This window comes from Leclercia barmai, assembly GCF_049312895.1.
Taxonomy (GTDB): Bacteria; Pseudomonadota; Gammaproteobacteria; order Enterobacterales; family Enterobacteriaceae; genus Enterobacter; species Enterobacter barmai.
Genome location: NZ_JBMNWZ010000005.1, coordinates 62,853 through 78,739 on the forward strand (window position 1 = coordinate 62,853; position 15,887 = coordinate 78,739).

A 15,887-nucleotide genomic window follows, 5' to 3' on the forward strand; every position below is an offset into this window, starting at 1 on the left:
GAACGTGCATGGGCAATAATATGACGTTTTTTACCCCTAAAAACACCGCGCTTCTGGTCAGCGGCGTAATACTCGGCGGGATACTTTCAGCGGGTGTGTCCTCTTATTTTTCAGCAGCACATTCAACGGCTGATGTTCCTCATGATGCAGAACACGCCTCGCGGAAAGTGCTGTTCTGGTATGACCCGATGTATCCAAATACCCGTTTCGACAAGCCCGGCAAATCGCCGTTTATGGATATGGATCTGGTACCAAAATACGCCGATGGCGATGCGGACGCCGCCGCTGCGCCGGGGATCCGCATCGATCCCACTCAGACCCAGAATCTCGGCGTAAAGACAGAGCCCGTTCGCCGCGGGTCGCTGGAATATCGCCAGACTTACCCGGCAAACGTCAGCTACAACGATTACCAGATTGCGATTATCCAGGCGCGGTCGGCCGGTTTTATCGAGAAAGTGTACCCCCTCACCGTCGGGGATAAAGTGCAAAAAGGCGCGCCGCTGGTGGAGCTGACCATACCGGAGTGGGTTGAAGCGCAAAGTGAATATTTACTGCTGCGTGACACCGGCGGAACCGGCACCCAGACCGAAGGCATTCTTGAGCGCCTGCGGCTGGCCGGTATGCCTGATGAGGATATTCGTCGCCTGAAAGCGAGCCGTAAAATCCAGACCCGGTTTACCCTGAAAGCGCCGATTGATGGCGTCATTACTGCCTTTGACCTGCGCGCCGGGATGAACATCGCCAAAGACAATATTGTCGCCAAAATCCAGGGAATGGATCCCGTGTGGATCAGCGCTGCGGTACCGGAATCCATCGCATGGATGATCACCGATGCGTCACAGCTGGCGATTTCGGTTCCGGCCTGGCCGGATAAATCCTTCGCCATCAGGAAATGGTCGCTGCTGCCAAGCGTTGATGCCACCACCCGGACGCTGCAACTGCGGCTGCTGGTGGATAACCCCGATGAGTCGTTGAAACCGGGCATGAATGCCTGGCTGAAGCTGAACAGCAAAAGTCAGCCCATGCTGTTGATCCCGTCTAAGGCGCTTATTGACAACGGTGACGAGCAGCGGGTGATCACCGTTAATGCCGACGGGCGCTTTGTACCGAAGCGGGTCCAGGTGTCCCATGAGTCGCAGGGGGTGACGGCGATCCGCAGCGGGATTGCTGAAGGGGAAAAAGTCGTGTCCAGCGGCCTGTTCCTGATCGACTCCGAGGCCAATATCGCCGGTGCCCTCGACAGGATGCGCGCGGCCGACACGTCAGCACAAGGACATGAACAATGATTGAATGGATTATTCGCCGTTCGGTAGCCAACCGTTTCCTGGTCGTGATGGGGGCGTTATTTCTCAGTATCTGGGGTGCCTGGACCATTATTCACACCCCGGTTGATGCCCTGCCGGACCTGTCCGATGTTCAGGTGATTGTCAAAACACAGTATCCCGGACAGGCGCCACAGCTGGTGGAAAACCAGGTCACCTACCCGCTGAGCACCACCATGCTCTCGGTGCCGGGGGCGAAAACGGTGCGCGGCTTTTCACAGTTTGGTGATTCCTACGTGTACGTCATTTTTGAGGACGGCACCGATCAGTACTGGGCGCGTTCCCGTGTACTGGAGTACCTCAATCAGGTGCAGGGTAAACTGCCCGCAGGGGTCAGTGCCGAAATAGGCCCGGACGCCACCGGCGTGGGCTGGATCTTTGAGTATGCGCTGGTCGATCGCAGCGGCAAACACGATCTCGCCGAGCTGCGTTCATTACAGGACTGGTTCCTGAAGTATGAGCTGAAAACGATCCCTGACGTGGCGGAAGTGGCGTCGGTGGGCGGCGTGGTCAAAGAGTATCAGATCCTGGTCGATCCGCAGAAATTGACCCAGTTCGGCATCAGCCTGGCAGAGGTTAAATCGGCACTGAATGCCTCGAATCAGGAAGCAGGCGGCTCCTCGGTTGAGCTTTCCGAAGCGGAATATATGGTGCGGGCCAGCGGCTATCTGCAGAGCATTGATGACTTCAACAGCATCGTCTTAAAAGCCGGTGCCGATGGTGTGCCGGTCTATCTGCGTGACGTCGCGCGGGTCCAGATTGGCCCCGAGATGCGCCGCGGCATTGCCGACCTCAACGGCGAAGGCGAAGTCGCCGGGGGCGTGGTGATCCTGCGTTCCGGTAAAAACGCCCGGGCGGTCATTTCAGCGGTAAAAGCGAAACTGGACACCCTCAGAAAGAGCCTGCCAGACGGGGTGGAGATCGTGACCACCTACGATCGCAGCCAGCTGATTGACCGGGCGATTGACAACCTGAGCCATAAGTTACTGGAAGAGTTCGTGGTGGTTGCGCTGGTCTGCGCCCTGTTTCTCTGGCATTTACGTTCGGCGCTGGTGGCGATTATTTCACTGCCGCTGGGCCTGTGCTTTGCCTTTATCATCATGCATTTTCAGGGGCTTAACGCCAATATCATGTCGCTGGGCGGGATTGCTATCGCCGTCGGGGCAATGGTCGATGCCGCCATCGTGATGATTGAAAATGCCCATAAACGCCTTGAGGAGTGGGACCACCAGCATCCAGGGCAGAAGATGTCCAACGCCACCCGCTGGCAGGTGATCACCAACGCCTCGGTAGAGGTGGGTCCGGCGCTGTTTATCAGCCTGCTGATCATCACCCTGTCATTTATTCCCATCTTTACCCTCGAAGGCCAGGAAGGTCGTCTGTTCGGCCCCCTGGCCTTTACCAAAACCTGGTCGATGGCCGGGGCCGCGCTGCTGGCTATTATGGTGATCCCGGTCCTGATGGGCTTCTGGATCCGGGGTAAAATCCCGGCAGAAAGCCGTAATCCCTTGAGCCGCGTGCTGATCCGCCTGTACCACCCGCTGCTGCTGAAGGTGCTGCACTGGCCGAAAGCGACCCTGCTGGTGGCGATGCTGTCGATCCTGACGATTATCTGGCCGCTCAGTAAAGTGGGGGGTGAGTTTCTGCCGCAAATCAATGAGGGCGATCTGCTGTATATGCCCTCCACCCTGCCGGGCATATCGGCCGCGCAGGCGGCTCAAATGCTGCAAATTACCGACAAACTGATCATGACCGTGCCGGAAGTGGCCCGCGTCTTCGGCAAGACCGGGAAAGCCGAAACGGCGACCGACTCCGCGCCGCTGGAGATGGTGGAAACCACCATCCAGCTGAAACCTGAAGATCAGTGGCGACCGGGGATGACGATGGACAAAATCATCGCTGAACTGGATAAGACCGTACGTCTGCCAGGACTGGCGAACCTCTGGGTACCGCCCATCCGTAACCGCATTGATATGCTCTCGACCGGGATAAAAAGCCCGATTGGCATCAAAGTGTCAGGCACGGTGCTGGCGGATATCGACGCCCTGTCGGAACAGATCGAAGTGGTCGCCAGAACGGTACCCGGCGTGACGTCTGCCCTGGCCGAACGGCTGGTCGGCGGGCGTTACCTGAACGTCGATATTCAGCGTGAGAAAGCCGCTCGTTACGGCATGACCCCCGCTGACGTGCAGCTGTTTATCACCTCTGCGGTTGGCGGGGCGATGGTCGGCGAAACGGTGGAAGGCATCGAGCGCTATCCGATTAACATCCGCTATCCGCAACGTTATCGCGACAGCCTGGAGCAGCTGCGCCAGCTGCCGATCCTGACCCCGATGAAACAGCAAATTACGCTGGCGGATGTCGCCGAGGTGAAGGTGACGTCCGGGCCGTCGATGCTGAAAAGTGAAAATGCCCGGCCCACAGGCTGGATCTATATCGATTCCCGCGATCGCGACATGCTGTCGGTCGTGAACGATCTCAAAAAAGCGATCGCCGAAAACGTGCAGCTCACGCCAGGCACCAGCGTGACCTTCTCCGGTCAGTTTGAGTATATGGAGCGCGCCAGCCAGAAGCTGAAACTGATGGTACCCATGACGCTGATGATCATCTTTATACTGCTGTATCTGGCCTTCCGCCGCGTTGGCGAAGCCTTGCTGATTATCACCAGCGTGCCTTTTGCGCTGGTGGGGGGGATCTGGTTCCTCTACTGGATGGGGTTTCATCTGTCGGTTGCCACCGGTACCGGGTTTATCGCTCTGGCAGGGGTCGCCGCAGAGTTTGGCGTGGTGATGCTGATGTATCTGCGCCATGCCATTGAGGCGGATCCTTCCCTGGACAATCCGCACACTTTCAGCGCCGAAAAACTGGATGCGGCGCTGTATCAGGGTGCGGTTCTGCGCGTGCGGCCTAAGGCGATGACGGTAGCGGTGATCATTGCCGGGTTACTGCCCATTTTATGGGGCACCGGGGCCGGCTCAGAGGTCATGAGCCGGATTGCCGCCCCGATGATTGGCGGGATGATTACCGCTCCGCTGCTGTCGCTGTTTATCATCCCCGCGGCCTATAAACTCATGTGGCTGCGCAGATCCCGCCGCACCGAGGGTTAACCGGGTTGTCCCAGGGCCTGAACCCGTTTTCGGTATTCCCCAGGGGTGCAACCGAACGCCCGGGTGAAGGCCTTATGAAAAGACGATTCACTGGCATAGCCCACCGACTCGGCAATCAGCAGGATTGACCGCGAATCGCGTGACAGGGCCTGGGCAGCAATCTGCATCCGCAGGGTTGTCAGCACCGCCAGGGGGGTTGAATCAGACACCTCGCGAAAAAGCTGGGCAAAGCTGGCGCGTGACATATGTACCCGACCTGCCAGCGCTTCAACGGTCCAGGGGTGGGAGGGCTGTTCCAGCATCTGGAAGATCACCGTGCCAAGCCGGGGATGCAGCAGCAGATTCAGCACGTTTTTCTCGGACGAGGCGTTGTGGGTCAGCCAGTCACGCACCGCGAGCGCAAACAGCGCCGCCCCCTGCTGGCTGCACAGCAGGTTCGAGCCGGGCCGATCCGCGCTGGACTCCTGCTGCATCAGGGCGATTGCCGCCTGCAACCAGCGAAACGTGGTGCTGTCAGCATCCGGCGCCAGCCACAAGGCTTCTGGCAGTGCCGTCAGGAAATAACGCGCCGAAGGCTGGAGCTGCAAACTGCCGCAGACGATAAAGGTCCGCGCCTCCCCTTTCTGGCTCAAACGATGGGCGGAATTCTGCGGCAGGATCACCACCCTTCCCGGGCGCAGGGTGTAAATCTCACCAGAAGGAAGCTCCACCTCGGCACCGCCCTCGGTAACCGTATGCCAGCGAATGACCGCAAGATCGCCTGCGGCATGGGGCAGTTGCCAGTCGTGACTCAGATGGCAGTTTTTATCGATACTCCCTTCGGCTGCATTAAGGATCAGCAAACGGCTTAGCGCATCCATGTCGGACTCCTGAACAGGAAATTAAGGTTCAAATTATACAGTAATAGCCAATTAAAAGACGATTGAACAGTATTACCAGCGTTACGGAGAAGCGGCTTTTTAACCCTCGTCGGTATACTTCTCACATCAAATATTCATCCAGACACGTGGAGAGACGCTGTGGAACAGTATCAGGCAATCATTATCGGATTTGGCAAGGCGGGAAAAACTCTGGCAGCAACCCTGGCAAAAGAGGGGTGGAAAGTGGCGATCGTTGAACAGTCCAGTTCAATGTACGGCGGAACCTGCATCAATATCGGCTGTATCCCAACCAAGACCCTGGTTCATGGTGCGCACCAGAAACACGGCTTTGCCGCAGCAATGGAACGTAAATCCTCTGTGGTGGAATTTTTACGTGAGAAAAATTACGTCAATCTGGCGCAGTCAGAGAACGTTGACATCATTAATGGGCGGGCTGAGTTTATCGATAACACCAGCGTTCGCGTGTATCAGGATGACGGGGTGATTGAACTTAAGGGTGACAAGATATTCATTAATACTGGCGCGCAATCTGTCGTCCCGGATATCGACGGGATCACCACCACGCCCGGCGTGTATGACAGCACCGGACTGCTTAATTTGACCACCCAGCCAGAGCACCTCGGCATTCTCGGTGGGGGGTACATCGGAGTGGAATTCGCGTCGATTTTTGCCAACTTTGGCAGCAAAGTGACCATCTACGAAGCGGCTCCCCTGTTCCTGCCGCGCGAAGATCGTGATGTCGCCGATGCCATAGCAGCCCTGCTGCGTGATGATGGCGTCAACATTATCCTCAATGCCCGGGTGCAGGCGCTTTCTTCCCGGGAGGGTCGCGTACTCATCCATACGCCAGAGGGGGTTGATGACGTTGACGCATTGCTGGTCGCTTCCGGGCGCAAACCGGCCACGGAACAGCTGCAGTTGCAGAATGCGGGTGTGGATGTCGATAGCCGCGGAGGCATCATCGTCAATAAATACCTGCGTACCTCTGCCGATAATATCTGGGCGATGGGGGATGTGACGGGTGGGCTGCAATTTACCTATATCTCACTCGACGATTTCAGGATCGTCCGGGACAGCCTGCTGGGTGAAGGGAAGCGCACAACGGACGATCGCCAGAACGTGCCTTACTCGGTGTTTATGACGCCCCCGCTTTCACGGGTGGGTATGACGGAGGAGCAGGCGCGCGCCAGCGGGTTAAACATCAAGGTTGCCACCCTGCCCGTTGCGGCTATCCCGCGTGCAAGAGTCATCGATGATACCCGTGGTGTGCTCAAAGCGGTGATAGATGCCGACAGCGATCTGATTTTAGGCGTGTCACTGCTGGGCCCGGATTCACATGAAATGGTCAATATCGTCAAAACGGCGATGGATGCCGGGCTGCCGTATACCGCTCTGCGGGATCAAATTTTCACCCATCCTACGATGAGTGAATCGCTGAACGATCTGTTTGCCGGCTTTATCTGCCCCTGAAAGCAAAAACCCTGCATCGCAGGGTTTTCAGGTATCAGCCCTCGATATCCGCCAGGTCGCCCTTCTCCTGCAGCCAGTTGCGGCGGTCTTCCGAGCGCTTCTTGGCCAGCAGCATATCCATCATCGCGTTGGTCTGCTGCTCGTCTTCATCGCTGATGGTCAACTGCACCAGACGGCGGGTATTTGGATCGAGCGTGGTTTCGCGCAGCTGCAGCGGGTTCATCTCGCCCAGCCCTTTAAAGCGCTGCACGTTAGGTTTGCCCTTCTTGCGCTTGAGCTGCTCCAGTACGCCCGCTTTCTCTTCTTCCGTCAGGGCGTAATAGACCTCTTTACCGAGATCGATACGGTACAACGGCGGCAGCGCCACATACACATGGCCGTTTTTCACCAGCGTACGGAAGTGCTTCACGAACAGCGCGCACAGCAGGGTGGCGATGTGCAGACCATCGGAGTCCGCATCCGCAAGGATACAGATCTTGCCGTAACGCAGCTGGCTCAGATCCTCGCTGTCCGGATCGATACCGATCGCCACAGAGATGTCATGCACCTCCTGGGACGCCAGCACCTCATCGGAAGAGACTTCCCAGGTGTTAAGGATCTTACCCTTCAGCGGCATGATCGCCTGATATTCACGATCGCGCGCCTGCTTGGCCGACCCGCCCGCTGAGTCCCCTTCGACGAGGAACAGCTCGGTGCGGTTCAGATCCTGCGCGGTACAGTCCGCCAGCTTGCCCGGCAGCGCAGGGCCGCTGGTGAGCTTTTTACGCACCACTTTCTTCGCGGCACGCAGACGGCGCTGGGCGCTGGAAATCGCCATTTCGGCCAGCATCTCTGCGGCCTGCACGTTCTGGTTCAGCCACAGGCTGAAGGCATCTTTTACCACGCCGGAGACAAACGCCGCGCACTGGCGCGAGGAGAGGCGCTCTTTGGTCTGCCCGGCAAACTGCGGATCCTGCATCTTCACGGAGAGGACGTAGGCGCAGCGCTCCCAGATATCTTCCGCCGACAGCTTCACGCCGCGCGGCAGAATATTGCGGTATTCGCAGAACTCACGCATCGCGTCCAGCAGGCCCTGGCGCAGGCCGTTAACGTGCGTTCCGCCCTGCATGGTCGGGATCAGGTTAACGTAGCTTTCGGTCAGCAGCTCGCCGCCTTCCGGCAGCCACAGCAGCGCCCAGTCCACCGCTTCCGTATCACCGGCAAAATTACCGATAAAGGGTTTTTCCGGCAGGGTCGGCAGGCCGTTAACCGCTTCGCCCAGGTAATCGTTCAGGCCGTCCTGGTAGCACCAGCGCTGTTCGCTGTTGTTGACCTCATCCTTGAAGGTGATCTCCACCCCAGGGCAAAGCACCGCTTTCGCTTTCAGAATGTGCGTTAAGCGTGAGACGGAGAAGCGCGGGCTGTCGAAGAAGCTCTCGTCCGGCCAGAAGTGGACGCTGGTGCCGGTATTGCGTTTGCCGCAGGTGCCGATCACCTTCAAATCCTGCACTTTATCGCCGTTCTCGAAAGCGATGTTGTAGACCTGGCCGTCGCGCTTAACGGTCACTTCAACCCGTTTTGACAGGGCGTTGACCACGGAGATACCTACCCCGTGCAGACCACCCGAGAACTGGTAATTTTTGTTGGAGAACTTACCGCCCGCGTGCAGGCGGCAGAGGATCAGCTCAACGGCCGGCACACCCTCTTCCGGGTGGATATCGACAGGCATGCCGCGGCCGTCGTCGATCACTTCCAGCGACTGGTCGGCATGCAGGATAACGTCAACGCGTTTGGCATGACCCGCCAGCGCTTCGTCAACACTGTTATCAATAACTTCCTGGCCCAGATGGTTTGGGCGCGTAGTATCGGTGTACATCCCCGGACGGCGGCGAACCGGCTCAAGCCCGGTGAGTACCTCAATGGCATCAGCGTTATAGGTTTGCGTCATGATTTAAACTAGCAATTCGCAGCGATTGTCAGAGGCTGTGCAGACCAAGGAAATCGACAATCTGGGTGAAATGATCCTCAAAGCCCGTGAAGGCATGATTACCGCCCTCTTCTACAGTCTGGCGGCAGGAGGCGTAATACGCCACTGCCTGGCGATAATCCAGCACTTCATCACCCGTCTGTTGCAGCAGCCAGATGAGATCTGGCGCTTCCAGCGGATCAATCTGCATAACTTTGAGGTCGTAAATATGGCGAGACTCTAGCACATATTGCTGTCCGGTGTAGGGGTTCTCGTTGTGGCCGAGATAGCCCACCAGCAGCTCAAAAGGCCGCACCGCCGGGTTTACCACCACAGCAGGGACCATAAAGCACTGGGACAGCCAGGTGGCATAGTAGCCGCCGAGGGAGGAGCCCACCACACCAAAGGACTCGCCGCCGTGCGCCATGACGATGGCCTCCAGCATTTCGGCGGCGTCTGCCGGGTACGGCGGCAGCTGCGGGACGATCATCTCAACGTGGGGATGATGCACTTCCAGCCATTGGCGAAACAGCGTCGCTTTTGCCGAGCGCGGGGAGCTGTTGAACCCGTGCAGATAGAGGAGCGCAGACATCAGTATCCTTCTGAAGCGGTATCCGGGCGGAACTCGGTGCCTTGCAGGCGGCAGACTTCGGTCGTCAACGAGCCGTCGGCATGCAGTTCCAGCCAGCGCCAGCCTGGTGCAATGGTATCAAGCGTGAAGTTTGCGCAGTGCGGTTTAAACTGCACGCAGGTAGAAGGCGTAGCCAGCAGGCGACGACCGTTCCAGTCGAGATCCTGCTCCTGGTGAATATGGCCGCAGAGTAAGTGCTTCACCCGGGGGAATTTTTCCAGCACCTGATCCAGCGAGGCAGAGTTGCGCAGGCTGTGCTGATCGAGCCAGCTGCATCCTGCCGGTAGCGGATGATGATGCAGTAAAAGCAGGGTGTGACGCGCCGGCTCGGCCTCAAGTTTCGCTTCGAGCCACTCCAGCTGAAAATCGCTCAGCTCGCCGTGCGGTACGCCGAAGACCTGGCTGTCGAGCAGCAGAATTTGCCAGTTGTCACCGGTGTAAACCCTTTTGGCTGGAGAAATGCCTGAATCCTGAAGCGCGCTGTACATCGCAGGTTGAAAATCGTGGTTTCCGGGTAGCCAGACGCAGGGCGCGTTAAAGCTCGCGATACCTTCAGCAAAATGCTGATAAGCCGCGGCGGTTTGGTCCTGCGCCAAATCGCCCGTTGCGACTATCAGATCGCATTCGCGCTTCTGGGCATGAATGGCTTCCAGAACAGCCTGATAACTCTCCCAGGTGTTCACACCTAACAGGGTCTCATGCTTATTGGCAAACAGGTGAGTATCGGTAATTTGTAATACCCTGACTGGCGCCCCACCAGCAACAGTCAGGTTCAACAGGCTTTCCAAATGGTGTCCTTAGGTAGGTTTCACGACGCTAACAAACCGGAATCGCCATCGCTCCATGTGCTAAACAGTATCGTAGCCAGTCGGCCAAAAACTGATTAATTTGATGCTTTTCGTCACGTTGATGCAACTTTTTATTTGGGTAATCATATCGCGCTTTGAAGCGGAAGATCTGCTGACTTGAACACACTTCAGCGACCATCGCGTCGTGGTACAGCCGCACCGTCATCGACGGCAGGCTCCAGTAGCTGATGGAAGGCGCCGTTTGTTCAATTTCCACCAGCGTAGTGTAACGGGTTGATTCTGTAATCGTTAACCGATACTGCGCGTTGCTCACCTGATAGCTCACTGTTTCGCCGGGCGCGTCGTTACGCGGCAGCAATCGGCGCAGCTGGGCGAAATTGGTTTCGCACAGGCGCATCATTTCAGGGAAGTCAGGTGTATAACGCTTCATTTTTTCCACTCGTTTCGTAAGTCCTGATAATGCAGCTGGAGCCATTGCAAAGCGATGACAGAAGCCGCGTTGTCGATTTTCCCCTCTTCTACCCATTGATAAGCCTGCTCCCGACTTACCACATGAACACGAATATCTTCGTTTTCATCAACCAGACCGTGAATACCTTGTGCGGTCGTGGCGTCCACTTCGCCTACCAGAACCGATAAACGCTCGCTGGTGCCACCGGGGCTTGCCAGATAATTCGAAATCGGTTTTGTGCGCCCGACAATCAGCCCGGCCTCTTCCATCGCCTCACGACGCGCGACGTCATCCGGCGTCTCGCCCGCTTCAACCATCCCGGCCACCATCTCCAGCAGCCACGGGCTTTCGCTGGTATCCAGCGCGGCAATGCGAATCTGCTCTATCAGTACCACTTCGTCCCGCACTGGGTCAAAGGGTAGCAAGACTGCGGCATGCCCGCGCTCAAAAATTTCGCGCTTCACTTCGCCACTCATTTCGCCGTTAAACAGACGGTGGCGAAAACGGTACAATTCCAGTGAAAAAAATCCGCTGTAGAGCGTTTCTCGTGCAATAATTTCTACATCGTTTTTTGTGAAAGTCACTGGCATCTTTTCTGGTTTATGCATGTTTGCATCCTGTTATAAATGGTGACGTTAACGTGAAATTCAATTTTGCTTAACTGCGGTTTCTAACTCAGTATGGTAAATTGGTGCAAGTTACCGCCGCATGGCACGGAACGCCAACCTTTTGCAGTGGCGAAGTCTGCTAGAATCGGTAGATATTTTTTAATTAGATCAGCGCTAACAAAGAGCTTCACAACAAGGAAAGCAAATGAAGAAATTGCTCCCCATCCTCATCGGCCTGAGCCTGACGGGCTTCAGCGCGTTGAGTCAGGCAGAGGACCTGATGCAGGTTTATAAGCAGGCACGTCTGAGCAACCCGGAACTGCGTAAGTCCGCCGCCGATCGTGATGCTGCATTTGAAAAGATTAATGAAGCACGCAGCCCATTATTACCACAGTTGGGTTTAGGTGCAGATTATAGCTATAACAACGGTTACCGTGATGCTAATGGCGTCGATTCTAACGTAACCAGCGGTTCACTCCAGTTAACCCAGACGCTGTTTGATATGTCCAGATGGCGTAACCTGAGCCTGCAGGAAAAATCGGCCGGTATTCAGGATGTCACTTATCAGACCGACCAGCAAACGCTGATCCTCAATACCGCAACCGCCTACTTCAAAGTACTGAGCTCAATCGACACGCTCTCCTATATTGAAGCGCAGAAACAAGCCATCTACCGCCAGTTAGATCAGACCACCCAGCGTTTCAACGTGGGACTGGTAGCGATCACCGACGTGCAGAACGCCCGTTCACAGTACGATAGCGTACTGGCGAACGAAGTGACGGCGCGTAACGATCTGGATAACGCCGTAGAACAGCTGCGTCAGGTCACCGGTAACTACTATCCACAGCTGGCCTCGCTGAACGTTGATCGCTTCAAAGCCGAAAAGCCGCAGGCGGTGAATGCCCTGCTGAAAGAAGCTGAAAACCGTAACCTCAGCCTGCTGCAGGCGCGATTGAGCCAGGATCTGGCCCGCGAGCAGATCCGCCTGGCACAGGATGGTCATCTGCCAACCCTGAGCCTGAGCGCGTCTACCAGCGTGTCTAATACCAGCTACAGCGGTTCCAGAACCAGCGGTGCCCAGTACAACGACAGCGATGTCGGCCAGAATAAAATCGGCCTGAACTTCTCCCTGCCAATCTATCAGGGCGGCCAGGTTAATTCTCAGGTCAAACAGGCGCAGTACAACTTTGTGGGTGCCAGCGAGCAGCTTGAAAGCGCGCACCGCAGCGTGGTGCAGACCGTGCGTTCCTCCTTCAACAACGTGAACGCCTCTGTCAGCAGCATCAACGCCTACAAACAGGCCGTGGTTTCTGCCCAGAGCTCACTGGATGCTTCTGAAGCTGGCTACGCGGTAGGTACCCGTACCATCGTTGACGTGCTGGATGCGACCACCACGCTGTACAACGCCAAACAACAGCTCTCCAACGCCCGTTACAACTACCTGATTAACCAGCTCAACATCAAGCAGGCGCTGGGTACGTTGAACGAGCAGGATCTTCTGGCGCTGAACGGCTCTCTGGGTAAACCCATCTCCACTACCCCAGAAGTCGTGGCTCCGGAAAATCCACAGCAGGTTGCCTCTGCTGATGGCTTAACCGCAGCCGCTGCAAGCACCAACGCTAACTGATGATTATACCCGGCCGGGGCTCTCCTGGCCGGGTAGTATCGCGCTGTCCGACAAAAAAACGTAAGCCAACGTAAAGATCCCCCAGATTCGCCCCCATCGCTTCAATTTCCACCACTCATCCTCTATTCTGAGCCTTATTTTCTGTGTTTTACCACTGGGTCCTGGAAGACAATCATGAAACGGACAAAATCCATTAATCACGCGACGTTCCGCAAAAGCTGGAGCGCTCGTCACCTCACTCCTGTCGCCCTGGCGCTGGGCGCTGTGTTTATGCTGGCAGGCTGTGAGAAAACCGACGAAACGGTATCCCTCTATCAGAATGCCGATGACTGTGCTGCAGCCACCGGTAAAAGCGCGGAGTGTACCGCTTCATACAACAACGCCCTGAAGGAAGCGGAACGTACCGCGCCGAAATACGCCAGCCGTGAAGACTGCGTGGCGGAATTTGGCGAAGGTCAGTGCCAGCAGGCACCGGCTCCGGCTCAGGCGGGCACGGCACCTGAAAACCAGGCCCAGGCACAATCCAGCGGTAGCTTATGGATGCCATTAATGGCCGGTTACATGATGGGCCGTCTGATGAGCGGCGGCGCAGGCTACCAGCAGCAGCCGTTGTTCAGTTCGAAAAACCCGGCCAGCCCGGCATACGGCCAGTACACCGATGCCAGCGGTAAAGGTTACGGCGCAGCCCAGCCAGGCCGCACCATGACCGTTCCGAAAACCGCCATGGCGCCAAAACCGGCTACCACCAGCACCGTCACCCGCGGCGGCTTTGGTGAGTCTGTTGCTAAACAGAGCACCATGCAGCGCAGCGCGGCCGGCACTTCAACACGCTCCATGGGCGGCTGATAATGGAACGAGTCAGTATTGTTGAGCGCCCGGACTGGCGCGAAAAAGCCACCGAATACGGTTTCAACTTCCACACCATGTACGGCGAGCCGTACTGGTGTGAAGATGCCTACTACAAGCTGACCCTCGCCCAGGTTGAAAAACTGGAGGAGGTCACGGCAGAGTTGCACCAGATGTGCCTGAAGGTGGTGGAGAAGGTGATTGCCAGCGATGAGCTGCTGACCAAATTCCGCATTCCGAAACACACCTGGGGCTTTGTGCGTCAGTCGTGGAAAACCAACCAGCCGTCGCTCTATTCCCGCCTCGATCTGGCGTGGGATGGTACCGGCGAGCCGAAGCTGCTTGAGAACAACGCCGATACGCCGACCTCCCTGTATGAGGCGGCCTTCTTCCAGTGGATCTGGCTGGAAGATCAGCAGAACGCAGGCAACCTGCCCGAGGGGAGCGACCAGTTCAACAGCCTGCAGGAGAAGCTGATTGAGCGCTTCGCTGAACTGCGCGAGCAGCACGGCTTCAACCTGCTGCACTTTGCCTGCTGTCGTGACACGGTTGAAGATCGCGGTACGGTACAGTACCTGCAGGACTGCGCCGCCGAGGCAGACGTTGCCAGCGAATTTCTCTACATGGAAGATATCGGGCTCGGTGAAAAAGGCCAGTTTACCGACCTGCAGGATCAGGTGATCAGCAACCTCTTCAAGCTCTATCCGTGGGAATACATGCTGCGCGAAATGTTCTCGACCAAGCTGGAAGACGCCGGCGTGCGCTGGCTGGAGCCGGCCTGGAAGAGCATCATCTCCAACAAAGCCCTGCTGCCAATGCTGTGGGAGATGTTCCCGGATCATCCGAATCTGCTGCCTGCCTACTTCGCGGAAGATGACTATCCGCAGATGGATAAGTATGTCAAAAAGCCGATTTTCTCCCGCGAAGGGGCTAACGTATCGATTATCGAAAACGGTAACACCGTGGAAGCGGTAGAAGGTCCGTATGGCGAAGAAGGGATGATCGTCCAGCAGTTCTGTCAGCTACCTAAGTATGGCGACAGTTACATGCTGATCGGCAGCTGGCTGATCAACGACCAGCCCGCCGGGATTGGCATTCGCGAAGATCGCGCGCTGATCACCCAGGATCTGTCGCGCTTCTATCCGCATATTTTTGTGGAGTAGTTGATTTGCCGGGTGGCGCTGCGCTTACCCGGCCTACAAAACCATGCGAACCCGTAGGCCGGGTAAGGCGAAGCCGCCACCCGGCATTTATTGATTACCCCACCTGCACCGACAACATACTCAAACTGCCCATCTCGATGCCGTCCACCGGAGTCGTAATCGGTTCCTGACCATCCCACGCGCCTAAGATATAGAGCAGCGGCAGGAAATGTTCCGCCGTCGGGTTGGAGAGTGAACCGCCGTCGTGCGCGAGATAGTTCACCAGCGGATGTTCCTCTGCTGGCCCCTGCCAGGTCAGGTTTTCTTTTACGTAATCGTTGAACGATGTCGCCCACGGATATGGCGTGTTTTCACCATGCCAGCGGGCGGTGCGCAGGTTATGCACCACGTTGCCGCTGGCCACCAGCATGATGCCCTCGTCACGCAGCGCCGCAAGCTTCTTGCCTGTCTCCAGGTGCCAGGCCGCGGGTTTGGTGCTGTCGATACTCAGCTGCACCATCGGGATATCGGCATCGGGATACATTTTTATCAGCACGCCCCAGGAGCCATGGTCAAAACCCCACGCCTCTTTATCCAGAGCGACCGGGACAGGTGCCAGCAGCTCCACCAGCCGCTGCGCCAGGGCCGGCGAACCCGGTGCCGGGTAGTGCGTGTCGTACAGCGCCTGCGGAAAACCACCAAAATCATGAATCGTTTTCGGCGCTTCCATCGCGGTGACGCCGGTGCCACGGGTAAACCAGTGTGCAGAAATCACCACGATCGCTTTCGGACGTGGCAACGTCTCTCCCAGATGACGCCAGGCGCGAGTATAGACGTTATCCTCCAGCACGTTCATGGGGCTACCGTGGCCCAAAAACAGCGCTGGCATACGAGAAGATGTCATGATGATATCCTTACACAAGATGTCGATTTGATAGCTTTACCTTACCTGTTATCAGGATAAGATGAACTCAGATAACCATGATGAAGATCATCAGGAAATTTGAATGTAAGGGATCTGTAAAGGCCACTATACCCGCTCGCTTTA

13 protein-coding genes are annotated in these 15,887 nt (G+C 56.8%); 6 read left to right on the forward strand and 7 right to left on the reverse strand.

Features of this window, described 5'->3' with window-relative positions; genetic code table 11:
* Window positions 1–20: 20 nt before the first annotated feature.
* Window positions 21–1,286, forward strand: a complete 1,266-nt coding sequence (locus tag ACOYA6_RS17845) for an efflux RND transporter periplasmic adaptor subunit (RefSeq protein ID WP_422655138.1) — start codon at window positions 21–23, stop codon at window positions 1,284–1,286.
* Window positions 1,283–4,429 carry a CusA/CzcA family heavy metal efflux RND transporter gene (locus ACOYA6_RS17850; RefSeq protein WP_422655139.1) on the forward strand — a complete coding sequence of 1,049 codons (3,147 nt, stop codon included), beginning with the start codon at window positions 1,283–1,285 and terminating at the stop codon, window positions 4,427–4,429. The genes ACOYA6_RS17845 and ACOYA6_RS17850 overlap by 4 nt, the downstream gene beginning before the upstream one ends.
* On the opposite strand, the gene rclR is transcribed toward ACOYA6_RS17850, so the two are convergent.
* Window positions 4,426–5,289: a reactive chlorine-specific transcriptional regulator RclR gene (gene rclR / locus ACOYA6_RS17855; RefSeq protein ID WP_422655140.1), complete on the reverse strand. Its 864-nt coding sequence runs from the start codon at window positions 5,287–5,289 to the stop codon at window positions 4,426–4,428. The two genes, ACOYA6_RS17850 and rclR, sit on opposite strands and share 4 nt — an antisense overlap.
* 159 nt (window positions 5,290–5,448) lie before the next feature.
* Here rclR and rclA point away from each other — a divergent pair, with 159 nt between their 5' ends.
* Entirely contained in the window at window positions 5,449–6,780 is a 1,332-nt protein-coding gene (gene rclA, locus ACOYA6_RS17860) for a reactive chlorine resistance oxidoreductase RclA (RefSeq protein WP_422655141.1), read from the forward strand.
* A gap of 34 nt (window positions 6,781–6,814) precedes the next feature.
* Here the strand turns inward: rclA and parE are convergent, their stop codons facing one another.
* Genes parE through nudF form a run of 5 tightly spaced genes read right to left on the reverse strand, consistent with a single transcriptional unit; the run spans window position 6,815 to window position 11,224 of the window.
* Window positions 6,815–8,707, reverse strand: a complete 1,893-nt coding sequence (gene parE / locus ACOYA6_RS17865) for a DNA topoisomerase IV subunit B (protein WP_039031772.1) — start codon at window positions 8,705–8,707, stop codon at window positions 6,815–6,817.
* 28 nt (window positions 8,708–8,735) lie between these two features.
* The gene (gene yqiA / locus ACOYA6_RS17870; RefSeq protein ID WP_039031771.1) at window positions 8,736–9,317 is read right to left on the reverse strand and encodes an esterase YqiA; all 582 of its coding nucleotides are present in this window, start codon (window positions 9,315–9,317) and stop codon (window positions 8,736–8,738) included.
* A complete protein-coding gene (cpdA, locus tag ACOYA6_RS17875) occupies window positions 9,317–10,144 on the reverse strand; it encodes a 3',5'-cyclic-AMP phosphodiesterase (protein ID WP_039031770.1) in 828 nt (275 codons plus the stop codon). The genes yqiA and cpdA overlap by 1 nt, the downstream gene beginning before the upstream one ends.
* A 28-nt stretch (window positions 10,145–10,172) precedes the next feature.
* Window positions 10,173–10,595 (reverse strand): DUF1249 family protein, encoded by a 423-nt coding sequence (locus ACOYA6_RS17880; protein WP_003862516.1) that lies wholly within the window; start codon window positions 10,593–10,595, stop codon window positions 10,173–10,175.
* Window positions 10,592–11,224: an ADP-ribose diphosphatase gene (nudF, locus tag ACOYA6_RS17885; protein ID WP_039031769.1), complete on the reverse strand. Its 633-nt coding sequence runs from the start codon at window positions 11,222–11,224 to the stop codon at window positions 10,592–10,594. Before nudF ends, ACOYA6_RS17880 begins: the two co-directional genes overlap by 4 nt.
* 205 nt (window positions 11,225–11,429) lie before the next feature.
* On the opposite strand from nudF, the gene tolC reads away from it, so the two are divergent.
* From tolC to ACOYA6_RS17900, 3 genes are all read left to right on the forward strand, one after another.
* On the forward strand, window positions 11,430–12,851 hold the full coding sequence (tolC, locus tag ACOYA6_RS17890) for an outer membrane channel protein TolC (protein ID WP_039031768.1): 1,422 nt from the start codon (window positions 11,430–11,432) through the stop codon (window positions 12,849–12,851).
* A gap of 174 nt (window positions 12,852–13,025) precedes the next feature.
* On the forward strand, window positions 13,026–13,697 hold the full coding sequence (locus ACOYA6_RS17895) for a DUF1190 family protein (protein WP_422655142.1): 672 nt from the start codon (window positions 13,026–13,028) through the stop codon (window positions 13,695–13,697).
* A 2-nt stretch (window positions 13,698–13,699) separates the two neighbouring features.
* A complete protein-coding gene (locus ACOYA6_RS17900; RefSeq protein WP_039031766.1) occupies window positions 13,700–14,860 on the forward strand; it encodes a glutathionylspermidine synthase family protein in 1,161 nt (386 codons plus the stop codon).
* Between the two features lie 94 nt (window positions 14,861–14,954).
* On the opposite strand, the gene ygiD is transcribed toward ACOYA6_RS17900, so the two are convergent.
* Entirely contained in the window at window positions 14,955–15,743 is a 789-nt protein-coding gene (ygiD, locus tag ACOYA6_RS17905) for a 4,5-DOPA-extradiol-dioxygenase (protein WP_422655143.1), read from the reverse strand.
* Window positions 15,744–15,887 lie beyond the last annotated feature (144 nt).